Origin of the sequence: Ferrovibrio sp. (assembly GCF_964218355.1) — a bacterium.
In the GTDB taxonomy this organism is placed as follows: domain Bacteria; phylum Pseudomonadota; class Alphaproteobacteria; order Ferrovibrionales; family Ferrovibrionaceae; genus Ferrovibrio.
Map to the genome: position 1 here is coordinate 211,626 of NZ_CAXPMC010000021.1, position 20,943 is coordinate 232,568.

Genomic DNA, 20,943 nt, shown 5'->3' on the forward strand with positions numbered 1-20,943 from the left:
CAGGGCCCGGCCGCCGGCCTCAGCCGCTGCATTGTTTCCAGCGGCCGGTATCCCAGTGGAAGTGGTCCTGGTGGTCGCGGTTGGCATTGGGGCCGAGCACCACGGCGAAATAGCCGCAGGCGGCGCGGCTGACGCTGCGCAGGAAGCCGCCCTCGGGCCCGCCGGCGCGGAACTGCTCCTTCACCGACAGCCGGGTGCCGTCGGCCAGCACAAAGCCCCAGATGTCGATGGCGCGGCCATGGGCATGCTCGCTGAGCCGGCCGCCGCCGCCGACCATGCGCCGGCAGGTAAAGCCGCCGGCATGGTTCAGCTGCGCCAGCGGCCGGCCGAACAGCCGCAGGGCGGTCGGCTGCAGCTCGGCGCGCTCGAATTCCGCCAGCCGCAGCGCCGTCGGGCAGGACAGCTCGACCGGCCGGTCGAGCGCGGTGGCCGCCAGCCGGGTCAGCTTGACGCCGTTTTCCAGGGTGCAGCCATCCTTGCCCGGCTCGGCCTGGGCGATCAGCTCGAACTGCGCGCCGGCAGCGGCGAGATCGTTCAGGCAGGCCGACTGGATGATGTCGCGGCCGGGCCAGACATGCATGCCGGGCTGCACCGCCGGCGGCGCCGGAACCGGCGCCCGCACCGCCTGGCGCGGGGCGCAGGCGGCGGCGCCCAGCAGCAGCAGCAGGATGGCAGCGGTCAGTCGGCCACGGGCAGCCATAACACCTCCTCGATGCGCGCCGCGCCGGTCAGCAGCATCACCAGGCGGTCGACGCCCAGCGCGATGCCGGCACAGTCGGGCAGTCCATGCTGCAGGGCAGAGATGAAATCTTCGTCAACCGGATAATCGTAGCCGTAGATCTCGCGCTTCAGCGCCATGTCGGCGGCGAAGCGGCGGCGCTGCTCGGCGGCATCGGTCAGCTCCGAGAAGGCATTGGCCAGCTCGACGCCGCAGGCATACAGCTCGAACCGCTCGGCCAGATGCGGCGGCTGCCCTGCCTGTTCGGGTGCCCGCGGCCGGCTCAGCGCCGCCATGTGGATCGGGTAATCGTAGAGGATGCAGGGCGCATCGAGGCCCAGCCGGGGCTCGACGCGTTCCAGCACGGTGCGGAAATACAGGTCGTCCCAGCTGTCGCCGGCATCGACCCGGATGCCGATGGCGGCACAGGCCGCGCGCATGGCGGCAAGGTCGGGCCGCAGCGGATCGGCGCCGATGCAGGCGGCAAGATCGAGGCCAGCATACTCGGCCAGCGCGGCATGGACGGTCAGGTAGCGCCAGGGAGCGTCGATCGCCGCCACCCGCCCCTGCCAGCGCAGGACGGTGCGGCCGGTGGCGGCGGCAATGCCGCGCAGCAGAGACTCGCAGTCGGCCATGATGTCGCGGTAGCCGGCGCCGGCACGGTACCATTCCAGCATCAGGAAGGCCGGGTGATGCAGCGCCGCCCGCTCGCCGTTGCGGAAGACCGGCGCCAGCTGGAACAGCCTCTGCTCGCCGGCCGCCAGCAGCTTCTTCATGGCGAATTCCGGCGAGGTATGCAGGTAAAGCGGCTGGCGGCGGCCGTCAGGATGCGCGAGTTCGGTGGCAAAGGCCTGCAGATGCGGCTCCAGCCCCGGCGAGACCTGCAGGGCGGGGGTTTCCGCCTCGACGAAGTCGCGGGCCGCGAACCAGTCCCGCAGGGCGCGCAGAACCGCCTGCCGGACCAGCAGGTTGGGCCGTCTTTCGGCGTAGCGGTCCGGCCGCCACCAGGGAGTTCCGCGCTGCTGCATATTTGGCCGCGACTCGGGTTGAGAAGGGGGTCCCGACCTGATAGGTTCCCGCCGGCTTTTTCGCAAGCGGGTCCGCACCGGGCCCGCTGTTTGTTTCCGGAGACCCAGAAGACCATGGCCAAGGTTAACGCCAACCAGCTCCGCAAGGGCAATGTGGTCGAGATCAACGGCAAGCTGCTTGCCGTGATCGCCGCCCAGAACATCCAGCCCGGCAAGGGCACCCCGGTCACCCAGCTCGAACTGCGCGACCTGGCCTCCGGCCTGAAGACCACCGAACGCTACCGCACCACCGAGAGCGTCGAGCGCGTCTTCATCGAGGACCGCGAATTCACCTATCTGTATACCGAGGGCGACATCGTCACCTTCATGGATGTGGAGAATTACGAGCAGCTGGGCGTGCCCGCCGATGTGGTCGGCGACCAGGCGGTGTGGCTGCAGGACGGCATGAAGGTCGACATCGCCCTCTACGAGGGCAAGGCGGTTTCCGTCACCCTGCCGCAGACCGTGACGCTGGAAATCACCGAGACCGAGCCGACGGTGAAGGGGCAGACCGCTTCCTCCTCCTACAAACCGGCCATCGTCTCGAACGGCCAGCGCGTGATGGTGCCGCCGCATGTTTCCGCCGGCGTGCGCATCGTCATCAACATCGCCGAGGGCGGCGTCTATCTGGAGCGCGCCAAGGACTGATCCGGGTTACCCCCGGCAAGACCGACCCGCCGCAGCAATGCGGCGGGTTTTTTCATGGATCAGCGCGGCGCCAGCGGTCCGAAAAAACCCGTCACGCGCCGCAACCGGCCGCCGTCGCCCAGGGCGCAGAAATCAACGCCCTCCCGCATCAGGCCGCCATCGGCGGCAAGGCGGACGAAACTGAAGCGCAGGCCGACCTGGTGGCTGTCGACCACGCTGGTGCGCCGGATGATGCTGCCGGGGAATTTCTCCAGCAGCACGCCGATATGCGCGACCAGCGCGGAACGGTCGAGATCGTGGACGACGGGATCGCTGTAGCGGCAATCTGACGTCCACGCCACGCGCAGCAGGCGGCCGCGTTCGCCGGCATCGGTTGCATTCCAGGCCGCGCAATAGGTGTCGACCACATCGTCCAGCCCCATCATGGTTCCGGTCTCCCCCGCCAGCCTATCAGATCGCCGCCACTCCGGGCAGAGCGCCCCGGCGCGTCCGGCGCACAGAAGGACCGGCGCACTACCGCCGGCCGGCCAGGCGGATGCGGGCCTGCGGCCGGTTCTGGGCATCGAAAGCGTCCCGCGACGCGGCCACGGCGGCGCCATGGCGGATCGCCCATTCCCAGACGCCGCACAGTGCCTCGGTCAGCTCCACGCCCAGCGGCGTCAGCGCGTAATCGACGCGCGGCGGCACCTCGGCATAGACCTGCCGCGCCACCACCCCGTCGCGTTCCAGCTGGCGCAGGGTCTGGGTCAGCATCTTCTGACTGATGCCGTCGAGCCGGTCGCGCAGGCGCGAAAAGCGCATGGCGCCATGCTCGTACAGCTCGTCCATCGCCCGCAGACTCCATTTGTCGCCGAAGCGCACCATAAGCTCACGAACAAGCTCCTCGTCCGCCGGCGTGATGGTGCAGCCTCCGGCGGCGCAGGCGGCCGGTGCATCCGCACGCAGGGCCGGCGGTGCCGTCACGATCGCGGACATTGTTTCCGGCATGGTTTCCGGCAGGTGCCTATCGGTGTTCGAAAGTGCCTTATTGCTCATGATCCGCGGGGCCCGGTATTAGGAGTGTCGATGCCCGCAGGATACGCGCTCCACACCGCCGAGGCGACCGGCGATTTCCTGCCCGCCATCACAGAATCAGGCAAAATACGAGGCCTTGCTTTCGTATCCGCGCAGTATACTTCGAAACACCGACAGGGGGGCCGCATGTCCGCCCCGCGCATCCAGCACCGACAATCCGCGACCGGATTTCCCATGCCGGTCTGCCCGCTATCGTTTCCGCATTCCCCGTCGTTTCCACATTGCCCCAGTGGAGGATCACCATGGCTGTTACATTCACCCTCAACGGCAAATCCGTCACCCTCGATGCCGATCCCGACATGCCCCTGCTGTGGGCGGTGCGCGACGAGATCGGCCTGACCGGCAGCAAATTCGGCTGCGGCATGGCGCAGTGCGGCGCCTGCACGATGCATGTGGAGGGCGAGCCGGTGCGCTCCTGCTCGACGCCGCTGGCGGCGGTCGAGGGCCAGAAGGTCACCACCATCGAGGGCCTCGCCGGCAAGGTCGCCAAGGCGGTCGAGACCGCCTGGATCAAGCACGAGGTGGCGCAATGCGGCTACTGCCAGTCCGGCCAGATCATGTCGGCGGTGGCGCTGCTGAGCAGCAACAGGAAACCGTCCGACGGCGATATCGACGAGGCGATGCAGGGCAATATCTGCCGCTGCGCCACCTATGTGCGCATCCGCGCCGCCATCCACGATGCCGCCAGGACGCTGGCCTGAGCGCGAGGGAGACAGGATCATGACCGAACAGACCCCCATCAGCCGCCCCGGCAGCCTCGCTGACGCGAAGATGCCGAAAGCTTCGCGCCGCCGCTTCCTGCAGGGCGCCGGCGCGGCCTCGCTCGGCCTCGTTGTCGGCTTCCACTGGGCGCCGCGCAATGCCGCCGCCATGACCGGCCGGCCCGAGATGCTGACCGCCTTCATCCGCATCGCGCCGGACAACACCGTGACGGTGCTGTCCAAGCATCTGGAGATGGGCCAGGGCAGCTATACCGGCCTCGCCACCATCGTGGCCGAGGAACTGGACGCCGACTGGGCGCAGATCCGCGCCGAGGGCGCCCCGGCCGATGCAAAGCTTTACGCCAACCTCGCCTTCGGTACCGTGCAGGGCACCGGCGGCAGCACCGCGATCGCCAATTCCTGGGACCAGCTGCGCAAGGCCGGCGCCACCGCCCGCGCCATGCTGGTGGCCGCCGCCGCGCAGCAGTGGAAAGTGCCGGCCGGCGAAATCACCGTTGCCAGGGGCGTGCTGAGCCACAAGAGCGGCAAGAAGGCCAGCTTCGGCCAGCTCGCCGCGGCTGCCGCGCAGCAGACGCCGCCGGCGGATGTGACGCTGAAGGACCCGGCGAAGTTCCAGTATATCGGCAAGAAGGTCGCCCGCCTCGATGCCGTCGCCAAGAGCACCGGCAAGGCCCAGTATGCGCTGGACGTGCGCCTGCCCGGCATGGCAACTGCGCTGGTGCAGCGCGCCCCCCTGTTCGGCGGGAAAGTGAAGAGCTTCGACGCCGCAGCGGCGAAGGCTGTGCCCGGCGTGCTGGATGTCGTGCAGATTTCCAACGGCGTCGCGGTGGTGGCGAAGAATTTCTGGGCCGCCAAGCTGGGCCGCGAGGCCCTGCAGGTCGAATGGGACGACAGCGCGGCCGAGAAGCGCGGCTCCGAGCAGATCATGGCCGAATACAAGGAACTGGCCAGGCAGCCCGGCCTGCCGGCGCGCAAGGACGGCGATGTCGATGCCGCCTTCGCCGGAGCGGCGAAGATCATCGAGGCGACCTACGACTTCCCGTATCTCGCCCATGCGCCGATGGAACCGCTGGACTGCGTGGTGAAGCTGGACGGGGACGGCTGCGAAATCTGGGCCGGCGACCAGTTCCAGACCATCGACCAGATGAATGCCGCCCGCGTTCTGGGCCTGAAGCCCGAGCAGGTGAAGATCAACACGCTGTATGCCGGCGGCAGTTTCGGCCGCCGCGCCAATATCGTGTCGGACTACATCGTCGAGGGTGCCGAAATCGCCAAGGCCTATGGCAAGGCGCCGGTGCGCCTGGTCTGGACCCGCGAAGACGACATCCAGGGCGGCCGCTACCGGCCGATGTATCACCACACCCTGAAGGCCGCCATCGATGCCCAGGGCAACATCACCGCCTGGCAGCACCGCATCGTCGGCCAGTCGATCCTGGCCGGCACGCCCTTCGAGGCGGTGATGGTGAAGAACGGCATCGACCATACCTCGGTGGAAGGCGCCGCCAACCTGCCCTATGCCATCCCCAACATGAGCGTCGAACTGCACACCACCAAGGTGGGCGTGCCGGTGCTGTGGTGGCGCTCGGTCGGCAGCACCCATACGGCCTTTGCCACAGAGGTGTTCCTCGACGAGATCGCGGCAGCGACCAGGCAGGACCCGGTGGCCCTGCGCCGCAAGCTGCTGGCCAAGCATCCGCGCCATCTCGGCGTGCTGAACCTGGCAGCCGAGAAGGCGGGCTGGGGCAAGCCGCTGGCCAAGGGCCGCATGCGCGGCGTGGCGGTGCACGAATCGTTCAGCTCCTTCGTGGCGGAAGTGGCGGAGGTCGTGCTGCAGCCCGATGGCAGCTGGAAAGTCGACAGGGTGGTGGCGGCGGTCGATTGCGGCATTCCCATCAACCCCGACATCATCCGCGCCCAGGTCGAAAGCGGCATCGGGTTCGGCCTGTCGGCCACCATCAAGCCGGGCCTCAGCCTGACCGACGGCCGGGTCGACCAGTCGAATTTCCATGATTACGAGGTGTTGCGCATCCACGAGATGCCGAAAATCGAGGTGCATATCGTGCCCTCGAAGGAAAAGCCGACCGGCATCGGCGAACCCGGCACCCCGCCGGTGGCGCCGGCGGTGGCGAATGCGCTGATGTCCGGCACCAGGCAGGTCTTCCGGGCACTGCCGCTGCCTGAGGCCGTGAAATCGGCCTGAGCTGAAAGCCGCCTGACCGCTCAACTCCTGAGCAATCTAAAGCCCGCACCGGTTGCGGGCTTTATTTTTGGCCTGACGTGCCGTTGACAGGGCGCGCATTTCGGGGGAAATAACGCCTTTCGCTGATAATAAGAATGAGTCTCACTATGAAGAAGATCGCACATCCCGGTGGTACCACCGTGCTCGCCCTGCTGCTCGGCCTGCCGGCTTTTCCGGCCCTGGCCCAGGACAGCCAGCCGGTTCTGCTGCAGCCTCTGAGCGTTGCCGGCGACTGGCTCGGCGAAGCCGACCCGGAGGTGGTTCGCACCCATCCGGGCGGCCGCAACGTGGTCCGCCAGGAACAGTTCGAACAGAGCGGCGCCTCGACCGTGACCGAGGCGCTCCGCGCCATCCCCGGCGTGCAGACCCCGCCCCCCAACGGCACCGGCAGCGGCGACTTCGCCCTGAATATCGGCATCCGCGGCATGACCTCGCGCCTGAGTGCCGGCGCCAATATCCTGCTGGACGGCGTGCCGCTGGCCAATGCGACCTACGGCCAGCCGGAAACCTCGCTGGCCGCCGTCTCGCTCGGCATGCTGCAGGCCATCGACGTGGTGAAGGGCGGCGGCTCCGTGCGGTATGGGCCCAATACTTCGGGCGGCGTGGTCAACTTCGTCACCAAGGACATCCCCAATTCGCCTTATGGCGGTGAAATCAGCCTGCGCGGCGACAGCACGGCCGCCAGCGATGCCGATGGCCGGCAGGCGGGCAAGGCCGACTTCATGTTCGGTGGTTCGCTGCAGAATGGCAGCGGGCTGGCGGTGCTGTATTCCGGCAACCATGGCGACGGCTTCCGCGACCGCAATACCCAGGACATCGACGACCTGATGCTGAAGGGTAAATTCGCCCTGACCGACAGCAGCCGCCTGGAGGCCCGCCTGCATCATTACGAGGCCGATGCCTCGCTGCCCGGCCCGCTGAGCCAGGCGGCCTTCAGCGCCGACCGCTATCAGTCGACGCATTCCTACGAGCGCTTTGCCGGCGAGCGCGATGAGTATGTGCTGAAATACGTCAACGAGTTCGACGGCGACTACCGGCTGGAAACCACGGGTTTCTACACCGAAAGCTTCCGCCAGTTCACGCTGGCCAACAACAGCGATACGGCGCTGACCCAGCTCGACCGCCTGCCCCGCAATTACAGCGTCTGGGGTTTCGAGCCGCGTTTCACGGCTCTGGCCGAGACGGGCAGCCTCAAGCATGCGATGTCGTTCGGCTACCGCTACATGACGGAAGCAACCGATGAGAAGCGGCTGCGCCGGCAGGGCTTCGGCACCGGAGGCAACCCCTTTGGTGTTTCGGAAACACTCAACCGCTACTCGACCGGCTCGACCGAGGCCCATGCGGTCTATGTCGACGATGCCATCGAGATCGGCCAGGTGACGGTCACGCCCGGCCTGCGGTTCGAAAAGGTCGAGGTCGACCGCACCAACATGCTGACCGGCTTCCGCGACACCGAGAAATACAACGAGCCGCTGCCCTCGCTGAGCCTGGGCTGGCAGGCCTCGCCGGCAGTGTTCAACTACGCCAATTTCTCGACCTCCTTCAACCCGGTCACGCATCTGGCGCTCGGCGACAATGCGGGCAACCAGACCTCCCTGGAGCCGGAACGCGCCCGCACCTACGAGATCGGCAGCCGTTACAGGCAGGATGGCCTGTCACTGGAAGGTGGGCTGTTCTGGATCGATTTCGACAACCAGATCGAAAGCGTCAACAGCGTCAACATCAACACCGGCGCCACCCGCCATCGCGGCCTGGAAACCGCGGCCGAATACGATCTTGGCCGCCTTGGCGAGGCCATGCAGGGCCTGAGCGTCTATGCGACCTACACCTTCACCAGGGCAACCCGGCAGGAAGGCGCCAACAAGGGCAACGACCTGCAGCTCTATTCCAACCATGTCGGCACCATCGGCACGCGCTACCGCCTGCAGGAATGGACCTTCAACCTGAATGCCTACGGCCAGTCGCAGCAATATGCCGATGATGCCAATACCGAGGCCGCCAGCGCCAATGGCAAGCTGGGCACCATTCCGGGCTACCTGATCTGGAACACCCAGGTGTCCTACGAGTTTGCCGAAGGCCCGACCATCGTCTTCGGTGTCAACAACATCTTCGACCAGGCGTATTACACCCGCGCCAGCGTGGAGGCCAATGGCGGCCTGTTCGCCGGCGCCCCGCGGACGGCCTACATTCAGACCAGGTTCCTGTTCTGACGGCCACGATGCGGCGACGCCAATGAGACTCCGTCCGCTCTGGCGTCGCCTGCATCTCTGGCTTGGTCTTGCGGGCGGCATCGTCTTCGTCCTGCTGGGCCTGAGCGGCAGCGCCCTGGTCTACCGGGAAGAGATGCTCGGGCTCCTCTATCCCGGCGCCATGCATGTGCCGGCGACCGGCGCCGTGGCACCGCCTTCCACCCTGCTCGCCGCAGCCGCCGCACAGAGCGGCCGGCCGGTTGCCTATCTCCGTTACCCCGGAGAGCCGGACCGGCCGGTGCAGGCGGTTCTGGCCGGCGGCGGCGGGACTCTGCTGCTGGACCCCTATACCGCCCGGCCGCTCGGGCCGCTGCCGGGCGGCTTCTTCACCATCCTGTTCGACCTGCACAGCCAGCTGCTGCTGGGTGATCCGGGCCGCAGCGCGGTCGGCTGGTTCGGGCTGCTGCTGGTCGCGACTGCCGTATCGGGGCTGGTGCTGTGGTGGCCGCGCGGCCGGCACTGGCGCAGCGCCTTCAGCATCCAGTGGCGCGCCGGATCATGGCGGCTGCATTTCAGCCTGCACAGAAGCGCCGGCGCGCTGGCGGCGCTGCCGCTCCTGCTGCTGGGGCTGAGCGGCAGCGCCATCGTGTTCCGCAGCACCCTGGTGCCAGCCATGCATGCGCTGGGCGGCGCGCGGCCGGTGGCGCCGGCAATACCGGCGCCGGCCAGCGCCGCCGGCATCGACGCCATGGCGGCCGCGGCGCTGGAGATGCTGCCGGGCAGCCGGCTGGCTTTCGTCAGCCCGCCCGGACAACCGGGCGGCACCATCCGCATCCGCCTGCGCCGGGCGGGCGAAATCCACCAGAACGGCCGCTCGTATGTCCTGTTCGATGCCGCGGGCCGGATCCGCGAATGGCAGGATGCACCAGCGCTTCCGGCGGCCAACATCCTCTTCGACCAGCTGCCCTATCCGCTGCATACCGGCTTCCTGTTCGGGGCGACCGGACGGTTTGCCGTGTTTCTCTCCGGCCTGCTGCCGGCCCTGCTGTTCGGCACCGGCCTGTATCTGTGGCTGCGCCGCCGGCCGCCGGGCCGGGCCGGTCAGCCGCCGGCGTGGAAGCGGATGGCGCCGCGGCCACGCCACAGCAGCAGCGCGAACAGCCCCCCCGCCGCCGACAGCGGCAGCATCGCCCAGTAGGTAAGGCCGCCGGCCGCGGCAAACAGCGGCCCGATCGCCAGCGTCGCCAATGCGAGGAAGGCGGAATTGGCGGCGGTATACAGCGTCTGCGCGGTGGCCGAACTGTCGGGGTCGACGCCTTCCGCCAGGATGCGCATGGCACCGAGATGGGCGCAGCCGAAAGTGGCGGCATGCAGCAGGTTGAGCAGCACCAGCAGGCCGAAGTCGCCGGTCACGCCGAGCAGGCACCAGCGCACGAGGCCGCCGCCGGCGGCCAGCAGCAGCAGGCCGACGCCGCCCACATGCTGCAGCACCCGCTGGCCCACCGCGAAGAGCAGCACTTCCGCCAGCACGCCCTCGGCCCACAGCCAGCCGATCTGCGCGTCGCTGAGGCCGGCATTGCGCCAGTGCAGCGTGCCGAAGGTATACAGCATCGCATGGGTCGACTGCAGGCAGGCATTGGCGGCCATGAAGACGAGGAAGGGCCGGTTCCGCAGCAGCCGCAGCAGCGGCGCGCCGGTCAGCCGCGGCCGGTCGAGCGGCAGCCGCAGGTCCGGCAGCAGGTGGCTGGCCAGCGCCAGCAGCAGCATGGCGGCCAGCAGCATGCCGTAAATCCAGTCGTCGTCGCGGCCCTTCAGCCACAGGCCGGCGCCATAGGCCACCAGCAGGAAGCTGATCGAGCCCCAGAGCCGCATGCGGCCGTATTGCAGATTGTGGCGGCTGGCGGCCAGCAGGGCGATATTCTCGGAAAACGGCGTGACCGGCGCCCACATCACGGCATACAGCGTCGCCAGAAGGAACAGCGGCCAGAAACTGTGCGCCCACCACAGCGGCAGGAAGGTCAGCAGGCTGGCCCAGGACAGCAGCACCAGGGCGCGGCGGCGGGCGCCGCTGCGGTCGACCAGATGGGCGGCGGCCGGGCCGGCCAGCAGGCGGATCCAGATGCCGGACGAGACCACGATGGCGATCTCGGTGGCGCCGAGGCCGCGCGATTCCAGCCAGGCCGACCAGAAGGGCAGCCAGATGCCCGGCCCCACGAACAGCGCGGCATAGAACAGGCTGATCCGCCAGCCGATGGCGCGGCTGTCAGCCGGCACGGACCTGCATCCGGACCGCCGCCCTGCATGAAAATCGGGCAGCCGATAATTGTTTACAGTTTGGGCGCATCAGTGTTTACAATCTTACTTAGTGTGCAGTGCACAACCGCGAGTCGCCGGACCGGGTCCGGCTGGGTCGGCTGGCATGCTTTGGCAGGGGGACGGATTTTCACCATGGTCAGGACGGGAAACCGGCCGGCGCGGCACGACCAGTGCGGCCCGGCACAGCAAGGCATGACGCCGAACCGGCCGTTCCGTCAAGCCGGACAGGGGCAGAGCTGATGCAGGGGCCGGCTTTCGTCAAGATCGACGGCGTCGACCTCGTCTACCGCCAGGCCGAGGAAGAGACCCTCGCCGTCCAGGACCTGACCCTCGACATCCAGGAAGGCGAATTCGTCGCCGTGGTCGGCCCGTCGGGCTGCGGCAAGTCCACGCTGATGAAGCTGGTCACCGGCCTGCTCGATCCCAGCAACGGCCTGATCACCGTGGACGGCAAGCCGGTGAAGGGTCCCGTGCAGGGCGTCGGCATGGCCTTCCAGAATTCCACCCTGCTGCCCTGGCGCAGCACGCTGGACAACGTGATGCTGCCGCTGGAGATCGTCGAGCCGCACAAGCGCCGGCTGCGCAAGGAAAAGAAGGCCTATGTCGAGCAGGCCATGGCCTTGCTGAAAACCGTCGGGCTGCAGGATTTCGCCGAGAAATTCCCCTGGCAGCTGTCCGGCGGCATGCAGCAGCGCGCCAATGTCTGCCGCTCGATCATCCACGAGCCGCGCCTGCTGATGCTGGACGAACCGTTCGGCGCGCTTGACGCCTTCACCCGCGAGGAGCTGTGGGGCGTGATGCAGGCGCTGTGGCTGGAGAAGCGGTTCACCGCAATCCTGATCACCCATGACCTGCGCGAGGCCGTCTATCTGGCCGACCGCGTTTTCGTGATGAGCCAGCGGCCCGGCCGCATCATCCACAACCGCGCCATCGACATTCCCCGCCCGCGCACGCTGGACACCACCTTCGAGCCGCATTTCGGCGAAATCGTCCACGAGCTGCGCGCCCTGATCCATGACGTGAGGGAATCGTGATGAACGAGAAAACCCTGATCCGGGCGATGCCCTGGCTGGTCACGATCGGCTTCTTCCTGCTGTGGGAAGTGGTGTGCCTGCTGACCCGCGTCGAGGCCTTCATACTGCCGCGCCCCAGCCTAGTCTTCATCACCATGGCAGAATTCGCGCCGCAGATCGCCCATCATTCGCTGTGGACCCTGTACACGACCACGGTCGGCTTCGCCATCGGCGTGGTCGGCGGCGCCCTGCTCGGCATCTTCATCGGTGCCTCGCGGCTGGTCTATGTCGGCCTCTATCCGGTGCTGGTCGGCTTCAACTCGATCCCCAAGGTCGCGGTGGTGCCGGTGCTGGTGATCTGGTTCGGCATCGGCACCATTCCGGCGATCATCACCGCCTTCATCATCTCGTTCTTCCCGATCGTGGTGAATGTGGCGACCGGGCTGGCCACCATCGAGCCGGAGCTGCGCGACGTGCTGCGTTCGCTGGGCGCCAGCAAGACCGAAATCCTCACCAAGGTCGGGCTGCCGCGCGCCATGCCCTATCTGTTCGCCTCGCTGAAGATCGCCATCACCCTGGCCTTCGTCGGTTCGGTGATCTCGGAAACCGTCGCCTCCAACGAGGGCATCGGCTACCTGATGCTGTCGGCCTCGTCCAGCTACAACGTGCCGCTGGTCTTCGCCGGCCTGATTGTGGTCGCCGTGATGGGCGTGGTGATGTATGCGATCGCCGTCTGGTTCGAGAAGCGCATGACCGGCTGGGCCTTCCGCGGCAGCGACCTGATGGGCTGACGCCGGGCCGCAATCGCGGTAGACTGGCGTGTATTCGTAGCGGAGGCCGTGATGTCGGAGCCCGTTCGCTTTGTGTCGCGCGGACAGGTGGTGACGGTGGGACCCGATGTCCCCCACACCATGACGGCCCTCGAGTATCTGCGCCTGCGCCTGCGCCGCACCGGCAGCAAGGAAGGCTGCGCCGAGGGCGATTGCGGCGCCTGCACCGTGGTGGTCGGCGAACTGGCCGGCGACGGCAACCTGCGCTATCGCGCCGTCAATGCCTGCATCCTGCTGGTGCATCAGCTGGACGGCCATGCCCTGTTCACCGTCGACGACCTTGCTGAAGAAGATGGCCGCCTGCATCCGGTGCAGAAGGCCATGGTCGACGCCCATGGCTCGCAATGCGGTTTCTGCACGCCGGGTTTCGTGATGTCGCTGTTCGCCTATTTCCGCGGCCACGACCGCGCCGATGCGGAAGAGCTGAAGGACTGCCTGGCCGGCAATCTCTGCCGCTGCACCGGCTATCGCCCGATCCTCGAGGCGGGCGAGCGCATGTTCGCGCTGGCCGGCGGCAGCACCGACCGCTTCGCCGCCGGCGAGGCGGCGCTGGCCGCGCAGCTGCAGGGCCTGGCGCGCAGCCGCATGCTGCGGCATTCGACACCGGACGGCGATTTCCTCGCCCCCGAGACACCCGAAGACCTGGCCGAGACGCTGGCGACGCTGCCGGAGGGCGAAAACTGGATCCTCGCCGGCGGCACCGATGTCGGCCTGTGGATCACCAAGCAGCGGCGCAACCCGCGCAGCATCGTCTCGATCGGCCGCATCGCCGCGCTGCGGCGCATCACCGACCATGGCGACGCCATCGAGATCGGCGCCGGCGCCACCTACAGCGACGCATTCGCCGCCATCGAGAGCCTGCATCCAGACTTCGCCCGCATGGTGCGGCGGCTGGGTTCGGTGCAGATCCGCAACTCCGGCACCATCGGCGGCAACATCGCCAATGGCAGCCCGATCGGCGACAGCATGCCGGCACTGATCGCACTGGGGGCCCGGCTGGCCCTGCGCAGCCGGGCCGGCCGCCGCGAGATGCCGCTGGAGGATTTCTTCCTCGCCTACCGCAGGACCGCCCTGCAGCCGGGCGAATTCGTCGAAAGCGTCACCGTCCGCAAGCCGGCGGCCGACAGCCGTTTTGCTGCCTACAAGCTGTCGAAACGCTTCGACCAGGACATCTCCGCCGTGCTGGCCGCCTTCCATCTCCGGCTCGATGGCGGCATCGTGCGCGAAGCCCGGATCGCCTTCGGCGGCATGGCCGGCATTCCGGCGCGTGCGCCGAAGACCGAAGCCGCCCTCGCCGACCTGTCCTTCACGCCGGCCGCCATCGAGCCTGCCGTGGCGGCGCTGGCGGCGGATTACACGCCGATGACCGACATGCGGGCCTCGGCCGCCTACCGCCTGCTGGCGGCGCAGAACCTGCTGCGCAAATTCTGCCATGAAGTGAATGCTGGCGGGAAAATCGGCGTGGAGGCGGCCGAATGACCGCCCTGCCCCATACCGCCACCGTGCACAAGCCGGTGCCGCATGACAGCGCGCCCGGACATGTCGCCGGCGCCGCCCGCTATATCGACGACCTGCCGGAGCCCGAGGGCCTGCTGCATGCCGCCCTGCATCTCGCCGAGCGGGCCCATGCGAAAATCCTGAAGATCGATGTCAGCCGCGCCCTCGCCCTGCCCGGGGTGCACGATGCGATCACCGTGGCCGACATTCCCGGCAACCCGGATATCGCCCCGGTGGCCGGCCCCGAGCCGGTGCTGGCCAGCGGCACGGTCGAATTCCATGGCCAGCCGGTGGTTGCCGTGCTGGCCGACAGCTTGCAGATCGCCCGCCGGGCGGCAGCACTGGTGACGGTCGAATACGAGGACCTACCGGCCATCCTCGACCTCGCCGAGGCGGTCGAAAAGAAATCGCTGTTGCTGCCGCCGCTGGGGCTGAAGCGCGGCGATGCCGCCGCTGCCATCGCGAAAGCGCCGCATCGCCTGCAGGGTGAGCTGCGGCTCGGCGGCCAGGATCATTTCTATCTTGAGGGCCAGATCAGCCTGGCCGAGCCGCGCGAGGGGGGCGATGTCATCCTGCGCTGCTCGACCCAGCACCCCTCCGAGGTGCAGAAGCTGGTCGCCCGCGTGCTCGGCCGGCCGCTGCATGCCGTGACCGTCGAATGCCGGCGCATGGGCGGCGGCTTCGGCGGCAAGGAGACCCAGGCGGCGCAGTTCGCCTGCCTCGCCGCCGTGCTGGCCATCCGCAGCGGCCGCCCGGTCAAGCTGCGGCTCGACCGCGACGAGGACATGATCGCCACCGGCAAGCGCCACGACTTCCTGTCGCGCTACACGGTCGGCTTCGACGGGACCGGCCGCATTCTCGGCTACGAGCTGCTGCTGGCCGGCCGCGGCGGCTGGACCGCCGACCTGACCGGCGCCGTGGTCGACCGGGCCGTCTTTCACGCGGATTCCAGCTACTGGCTGCCGGATGTGACCATCACCGGCCTGTGCTGCAGGACCAACACGGTTTCCAACACCGCCTTCCGCGGCTTTGGCGGCCCGCAGGGCATGGCAACCACCGAATATGTGATCGACGAGATCGCGCGGCATCTGCAGCGCGATCCGCTGGAGGTGCGGCTGGCCAATCTCTATGGCCAGAGCGAACGCAACGTGACGCCGTATTTCCAGACCATTGAAGACAATATCCTGCCCGGATTGTTTGACGAGCTGCTGGCCTCCAGCGACTATCGCCGCCGCCGGCAGGACATCGACGCCTTCAATGCCCGCAGCCCGCATCTGAAGAAGGGCCTGGCGCTGACCCCGGTGAAATTCGGCATTTCCTTCACGACGACCTTCCTCAACCAGGCCGGTGCACTGGTGCTGGTTTACGAGGACGGCTCGGTGCAGCTCAATCACGGCGGCACCGAGATGGGCCAGGGCCTGTATGTGAAGGTGGCCCAGGTGGTGGCCGAGACGCTGGGCATCGGGCTGGATGCCATCCGCATCACCGCGACGCGCACCGACAAGGTGCCGAACACCTCGGCCACCGCCGCTTCGGCAGGCGCCGACCTGAACGGCAAGGCTGCCGAGAATGCCGCCCTCGCCATCCGCGGCCGGCTGGCCGAATTCGCCGGCGGGCTGTTCGGGGTGCCGGCGGCACAGGTACAGTTCCGCGCGGGCAATGTCACCGGCGGCGGCCAGGCGCTGTCCTTCGCCGATCTGGTGCACAAGGCCTATCTGGCCCGCATCCCGTTATGGTCGTCGGGCTTCTACGCCACGCCGGACATCCATTTCGACCGCGCGGCCGGACGCGGCAAGCCCTTCTACTATTTCGCCTATGGCGTTGCCGCCACCGAAGCCCTGGTCGACACCTTCACCGGCGAATACCGCTTCACCCGTGCCGACCTGCTGCATGACTGCGGCGCGTCGCTCAATCCGGCCATCGATCTCGGCCAGGTCGAAGGCGCCTATCTGCAGGGGCTGGGCTGGCTGACCATGGAAGAATTGTGGTGGGACGATGCAGGCCGCCTGCGCACCCACGCGCCCAGCACCTACAAGATTCCGACTGCCCGCGACCTGCCGGCCGATTTCCGCGTCCAGCTGGTGGCCGGCCGCGCCAACCCGGCCCAGACGGTATTCCGCTCCAAGGCGGTGGGCGAACCGCCCTTCATGCTGGCGATCTCCGCCTGGCTGGCATTGAAAGATGCCGTCGCCGCCGCGACCGGCGGCGGGGCAGTGCATCTTGATGCGCCGGCCACACCGGAACGCGTGCTGATGGCCATTGCGGCCGCGCAGCCGCGGCAGGCCGGATCATGAGTGCCGGCTGGCTCGGCGCGCTCGCCGATTTCGAGGCGCGCGGCATCCCCGCCGTGCTGGTCACCGTGGCCGCCACCGATGGTTCGGCGCCGCGCGAGGCCGGCACCAAGATGGTGGTGACCGCCACCGAGGCCATCGCCACCATCGGCGGCGGCACGCTCGAATTCCGCGCCATCGAGATCGCCCGCCAGATGCTGGCCGGCCGGCAGGGGCCCGCCCTGCGCAAATTCCCGCTCGGACCCGCACTCGGGCAATGCTGCGGCGGGCATGTGACGCTGCTGTTCGAACCGCAGCGACCCGACCTCTTCACCGTGGCCCTGTTCGGTGCCGGCCATGTCGGCAGGGCCGTCGTGCAGGTGCTGTCGGCCCTGCCCTGCCGCATCCGCTGGTTCGACCCGCGGCCCGATGCCTTCCCCGACCATGTGCCGCCCGGCGTGGAGGTGGAAGTCACCGCCGCGCCGGAGCGCGAGATTTCCGGCCTGCCCGACGATGCCTGGCTGCTGGTGATGACCCACAGCCATGCCGTCGACCTCGGCATCACAGCAAAGGCCCTGCAGGAAGACCGTTTCGCCTATGTGGGCCTGATCGGCTCGGCGACCAAGCGCGCCCGCTTCGAGAAGCGCTGTCGCGAACTGGGCCTGAGCGATGCGCAGTTGACAAAGCTGGTCTGCCCGATCGGCGTTGACGGAATCTCGGGCAAACATCCGGGTGAGATCGCCATTGCCACGGCGGCGCAGATCCTGCGCCTGCGCGAAGCACGACGCCAGCATCTGCGGCTGGTGGACGAAAGCGCCGCCTGAAGCCGGCAGGTCCGGGATTTACGGGTCCGGGATTTACAGGCCCAGTATTTACAGGCCCAGGATTTTCAGCTGCTCTTCCAGTTCGGCCTTGCCGAGCGGATAATCGGTGCCGTTGCGGGCATTCAGCATCATGCGCGGCGGCACTTTCGCGATGTCGCGCTGGACCATCACCGCGGTGCGCATGGAGAATTTGGCGCGCCAGACCAGTGCCGTGATAAGCCGGCCGTTGCGGGCCTCGATCGCCTTCTGGATCACCGAGAGCGGAATGATGCCGTTCTGGACCAGGGCCTGCAGGACGAAATTGCGGTCGTTGCGCTCGATCGCCTCCTGCACGGCATCGTTGTCGAGCTTTTTGGCCTTGATCAGCTTCTTCACCTTTTCTTCGGCTTCGGCCATGGAATTCTGCGGCTCGGCTTCCTTTTCCTTCGCCGCCTTCGGCTTGCCCTCTTCCTTTTCCTTTCCTTCGGCCGCCGCAGCCTCGATGCCTGGCTTTTCAGCGGCCGGCTTCTCGGTGCCTGGTTTCTCGGTACCTGGCTTCTCGGCCGGCGGCTTTTCCTGCTCCAGCTTCACATCCAGCCGCTGTTCCATCACCTGCCGCACCTCGGCCAGCGTGTCCGCGGGCAGGTCCTGGCGACTGGCCAGCCGGTTCAGCAGCGACGCGGCGACAAAGCCGGCAATACGCTTGGCCGCCTTGCCCGGCAGGTTCGGCCGCTGCACCAGCGGCTCGTGCCACTGTTCGTGGCTCGGCGCCGTATCGAGAATCAGGTCGAGCGTCTCCTCGCGGATCTGCGCCGAATCGTTGGCCAGCAGGGCCGCCACCGCCGAAACGTCGCGGGTGGCCACGATGGCATCGGACACGCCGGCCGACAGGCCGATGCGGCGCGCAATGGCCGACAGGGCGCCGGACTGCGCCGAGGCGGCGACGATCTCGCGCAGGTCGTCGTCGGTCAGCAGCGGCGAGAATTGCAGCACCGGCGCGGAAACGATGACCTCGACATCCTGTGCCAGCTGCTTGATCACGTGATGCGGGACGTTGTCGGCCGACTTCAGTGCCTCGGACAACAGGGCGCGGATGCGGGTCAGTTCGTCGCGGGCCAGCAGCTCCAAGGTCTGGATGGCAAAATCGCGGGCCTTGCCGGCTTCCTCGCCCGACAGGCCGGGCAGCAGGCGCGTCACCTTTTCGGCCAGGCGCGTGCGCACCGCCGAGGAGGCATCGTTGGCCAGCAGGATATGGGCCTGGGCCGGCGTCGCATCGTTGTCGGCGATGGCATGGCGTACTTCCTCGGCCTCGTCGACGGCAAGGAAGTAGAGGATTTCCGGCCGCACATCCTGCCGCTTCGCCAGTTCGAGGCGCACGGCTGGGTCCGGCGAGGCCGCCAGTTCCTTGGCGCGGTCATAATCGATGCTGTCGGTCACGCCGTCGCCCCGTCATCGGGCAGAGGCGCGATGAAACTGCGCCCCTTCCCGCCTTTCTTTGCCGTGTACATCGCCTCGTCGGCCCGGGCTATCAGTCCCTCGGCCCCCTCCTCGCCATCCAGGCGCGAGAAGACGATACCGATGGAAAAACCGAGCGGGAAACCCTCGGCACCGAAATCGCGATCCAGGTCGCGGGCGGCCTCGTGCAGCCGGTGGGCAATCGATTCCGCGCTTTCGCGTCCGGTCTCTTCCAGCCAGACAAGAAACTCGTCGCCGCCGATGCGCGAGGCAAGATCGACCACCCGCAGGGTGCGGCGCACCACTTCGGCCACGCCCTTCAGCACGTCGTCGCCCGCCTGGTGGCCGCGCAGATCGTTGACCTTCTTGAAATTGTCGAGGTCGAAATAGATCAGGGTGCCGCGCAGGCGGTTGCGCCGGTGGCGCTGCAGGCGCTTGTCCAGTTCGTCGAGAAAGGCGCGGCGGTTCAGCAGCCCGGTCAGACCATCGGTATTGGCCAGCGTGTTCAGCTGCTTGTGCGCCCGCCGCAGGGCATCGATCCGGGCGCGCGCATCGGTCACATCGCGGGCAACCCCGCGCACGCCCTGCCACTGGCCGGCGGCATCGCGGACCGGCAGGCAGGACACTTCGAAACAGCCGGTGCTGCCGTCCTTGCGGCGCAGGAAAACCTCGCAATCGTCCAGCGGTTCGGCCGCATCGAAGGGCAGCACGCTCGGCCGCGGCGTTTCCGGGCTGTCCCCGGCCAGCAGCTCGGCCGCCGGCCGTCCTTCCAGTTCGCGGGCGGTGAATCCCAGTGCGCCGCGCGGCGAAACGAAGCCGAGCCGGCCATCGGCCTTGGTCTCCCAGGCGAAATCGGTCGAACAGGTGACCAGGTCCTTGAACAGCTGGCGCGACTGCATCAGGGCCTGGATCAGGTTGCGCTCCAGCGTCGCATCGCGGCCGAGCAGCAGCAGCCCGTCCTGCAGCGGCAGCAGGGTAACCTGCAGCGCGGTGCCGCCGCGCGGTCCGGGCAGGTCGACACGATCCTGCCGCGGATGCCCGGCCTGCAGCGCGGCATCGATGGCGGCCGCCAGCCCCGGCAGCCGGTTCGCGGCCAGGGCCTGCAGCAACACATCGGCACCGGCATTGGAGGACCGCACATGGCCATCCGTCCCGAACAGCACGGCCGGTCCTGGAAAGCCGGCAATCACCGCCTCCGGCTGCAACTGTGCCGCTGCCGCGTCCTGCACCTCGGTTTCTGTCTGGGCCACGCCCGCTGCTTCCTCCGGAACCGGCCCGCATGACAGGCCCTGATACTCGCCATTCTAGCCAGAAGCCCTTATCCTGCGAAACCATCATGACGACTGTCGCCCCCGCCCGACCCGCCGCTGCCGCCGGCCCGCTTTCCGGCGCGCGCCTGACCGCGGCGGAGACCTGGATCTTCGATCTCGACAACACGCTCTATCCGGCCGACTGCAACCTGTTCGCGCAGATCGACCGCCGCATGGGGGAGTTCATCGCGCGGCATTTCGGCATCGGCCTCGACGAGGCCCGGCAGCGCCAGAAGGGCTTCTTCCAGACCCACGGCACCACCCTGCGCGGCCTGATGGTCGAGCATGCGCTGAACCCGGCGGATTTTCTCGACTACGTCCATGACATCGACCTGGCCCCGGTGGCACCGGCACCGCATCTGGGGGCCGCCCTCGACCGGCTGCCCGGCCGCAAGGTGATCTTCACCAACGGCACCGTTGCCCATGCCGGGCGGGTGCTCGGCCGGCTCGGCATCGCCGACCGGTTCGAGGCCGTTTTCGACATCATCGCCGCCGACTATCTGCCGAAACCGCGGGAAGAGCCCTACCGGCGGCTGCTCGACAGTCACGGCATCGCGCCGGCCGGCGCGGTGATGGTCGAGGACATGGCCCGCAACCTGGTGCCGGCCGCCGCCCTGGGCATGACCACGGTCTGGGTGCCGACCACCGCGGCCTGGTCGCAGCCCGACCGGCCCGGGGAAGCCGCCCATATCCACCATACCGCGCCCGATCTGCCGGCTTTCCTCGCCGCCCTGCCCGACCCGGCCTGAGCCGCCCCGTCCGTCCGGGCTGCGGCCGCGGGCTGGTTGACTC

At 68.1% G+C, this 20,943-nt stretch carries 18 protein-coding genes; 11 read left to right on the forward strand and 7 right to left on the reverse strand.

Translation table 11 applies throughout. The features are described 5' to 3' along the window. Positions 1 to 19: 19 nt before the first annotated feature. Together ACEQZY_RS16360 and epmA are read right to left on the reverse strand one after the other, a co-directional pair. A complete protein-coding gene (locus tag ACEQZY_RS16360; protein WP_370155826.1) occupies positions 20 to 700 on the reverse strand; it encodes an extensin family protein in 681 nt (226 codons plus the stop codon). After that, entirely contained in the window at positions 679 to 1,746 is a 1,068-nt protein-coding gene (epmA, locus tag ACEQZY_RS16365) for an EF-P lysine aminoacylase EpmA (RefSeq protein ID WP_370155828.1), read from the reverse strand. Before epmA ends, ACEQZY_RS16360 begins: the two co-directional genes overlap by 22 nt. Before the next feature lie 114 nt (positions 1,747 to 1,860). On the opposite strand from epmA, the gene efp reads away from it, so the two are divergent. Continuing rightward, a complete protein-coding gene (efp, locus tag ACEQZY_RS16370; RefSeq protein WP_341704696.1) occupies positions 1,861 to 2,433 on the forward strand; it encodes an elongation factor P in 573 nt (190 codons plus the stop codon). Between the two features lie 59 nt (positions 2,434 to 2,492). Here the strand turns inward: efp and ACEQZY_RS16375 are convergent, their stop codons facing one another. Together ACEQZY_RS16375 and ACEQZY_RS16380 are read right to left on the reverse strand one after the other, a co-directional pair. Further along, a complete protein-coding gene (locus tag ACEQZY_RS16375; RefSeq protein WP_370155831.1) occupies positions 2,493 to 2,858 on the reverse strand; it encodes a hypothetical protein in 366 nt (121 codons plus the stop codon). An 88-nt stretch (positions 2,859 to 2,946) separates the two neighbouring features. Then, positions 2,947 to 3,408: a helix-turn-helix domain-containing protein gene (locus ACEQZY_RS16380; protein WP_341704694.1), complete on the reverse strand. Its 462-nt coding sequence runs from the start codon at positions 3,406 to 3,408 to the stop codon at positions 2,947 to 2,949. 341 nt (positions 3,409 to 3,749) lie between these two features. On the opposite strand from ACEQZY_RS16380, the gene ACEQZY_RS16385 reads away from it, so the two are divergent. The 4 genes from ACEQZY_RS16385 to ACEQZY_RS16400 all read left to right on the forward strand — a co-directional run bounded on the left by ACEQZY_RS16385 (position 3,750) and on the right by ACEQZY_RS16400 (position 9,855). Next, positions 3,750 to 4,208, forward strand: a complete 459-nt coding sequence (locus ACEQZY_RS16385) for a (2Fe-2S)-binding protein (protein ID WP_341704693.1) — start codon at positions 3,750 to 3,752, stop codon at positions 4,206 to 4,208. A gap of 19 nt (positions 4,209 to 4,227) precedes the next feature. Then, positions 4,228 to 6,429 carry a molybdopterin cofactor-binding domain-containing protein gene (locus tag ACEQZY_RS16390; protein WP_370155833.1) on the forward strand — a complete coding sequence of 734 codons (2,202 nt, stop codon included), beginning with the start codon at positions 4,228 to 4,230 and terminating at the stop codon, positions 6,427 to 6,429. Positions 6,430 to 6,563: 134 nt separating this feature from the next. Continuing rightward, entirely contained in the window at positions 6,564 to 8,678 is a 2,115-nt protein-coding gene (locus ACEQZY_RS16395; RefSeq protein ID WP_370155836.1) for a TonB-dependent receptor family protein, read from the forward strand. A 22-nt stretch (positions 8,679 to 8,700) separates the two neighbouring features. After that, positions 8,701 to 9,855: a PepSY-associated TM helix domain-containing protein gene (locus ACEQZY_RS16400; RefSeq protein WP_370155838.1), complete on the forward strand. Its 1,155-nt coding sequence runs from the start codon at positions 8,701 to 8,703 to the stop codon at positions 9,853 to 9,855. Here the strand turns inward: ACEQZY_RS16400 and ACEQZY_RS16405 are convergent. Beyond that, complete coding sequence (locus ACEQZY_RS16405; protein WP_370155840.1) at positions 9,759 to 10,931, reverse strand: MFS transporter; 1,173 nt, start codon at positions 10,929 to 10,931, stop codon at positions 9,759 to 9,761. The genes ACEQZY_RS16400 and ACEQZY_RS16405 overlap by 97 nt on opposite strands. 281 nt (positions 10,932 to 11,212) lie before the next feature. Here ACEQZY_RS16405 and ACEQZY_RS16410 point away from each other — a divergent pair, with 281 nt between their 5' ends. From ACEQZY_RS16410 to xdhC, 5 genes are read left to right on the forward strand one after another with little or no spacing between them, the layout of a single operon-like run. After that, positions 11,213 to 12,007: an ABC transporter ATP-binding protein gene (locus ACEQZY_RS16410; RefSeq protein ID WP_341703169.1), complete on the forward strand. Its 795-nt coding sequence runs from the start codon at positions 11,213 to 11,215 to the stop codon at positions 12,005 to 12,007. Beyond that, complete coding sequence (locus ACEQZY_RS16415; protein ID WP_341703170.1) at positions 12,007 to 12,777, forward strand: ABC transporter permease; 771 nt, start codon at positions 12,007 to 12,009, stop codon at positions 12,775 to 12,777. The genes ACEQZY_RS16410 and ACEQZY_RS16415 overlap by 1 nt, the downstream gene beginning before the upstream one ends. Before the next feature lie 51 nt (positions 12,778 to 12,828). Then, positions 12,829 to 14,295: a xanthine dehydrogenase small subunit gene (gene xdhA, locus ACEQZY_RS16420; RefSeq protein WP_370155843.1), complete on the forward strand. Its 1,467-nt coding sequence runs from the start codon at positions 12,829 to 12,831 to the stop codon at positions 14,293 to 14,295. Beyond that, on the forward strand, positions 14,292 to 16,607 hold the full coding sequence (gene xdhB, locus ACEQZY_RS16425) for a xanthine dehydrogenase molybdopterin binding subunit (RefSeq protein WP_370155845.1): 2,316 nt from the start codon (positions 14,292 to 14,294) through the stop codon (positions 16,605 to 16,607). Before xdhA ends, xdhB begins: the two co-directional genes overlap by 4 nt. After that, entirely contained in the window at positions 16,604 to 17,407 is an 804-nt protein-coding gene (gene xdhC / locus ACEQZY_RS16430) for a xanthine dehydrogenase accessory protein XdhC (RefSeq protein WP_341703173.1), read from the forward strand. Before xdhB ends, xdhC begins: the two co-directional genes overlap by 4 nt. Positions 17,408 to 17,455: 48 nt before the next feature. Here xdhC and ACEQZY_RS16435 read toward each other — a convergent pair whose 3' ends face one another. Then, the gene (locus ACEQZY_RS16435) at positions 17,456 to 18,823 is read right to left on the reverse strand and encodes a DUF2336 domain-containing protein (RefSeq protein ID WP_370155847.1); all 1,368 of its coding nucleotides are present in this window, start codon (positions 18,821 to 18,823) and stop codon (positions 17,456 to 17,458) included. After that, a complete protein-coding gene (locus tag ACEQZY_RS16440; RefSeq protein ID WP_370155849.1) occupies positions 18,820 to 20,091 on the reverse strand; it encodes a diguanylate cyclase domain-containing protein in 1,272 nt (423 codons plus the stop codon). Before ACEQZY_RS16440 ends, ACEQZY_RS16435 begins: the two co-directional genes overlap by 4 nt. Before the next feature lie 86 nt (positions 20,092 to 20,177). Between ACEQZY_RS16440 and ACEQZY_RS16445 the strand changes: the two genes are divergently transcribed. Beyond that, a complete protein-coding gene (locus ACEQZY_RS16445; RefSeq protein WP_370155852.1) occupies positions 20,178 to 20,900 on the forward strand; it encodes a pyrimidine 5'-nucleotidase in 723 nt (240 codons plus the stop codon). The last annotated feature ends 43 nt before the right edge of the window (positions 20,901 to 20,943 follow it).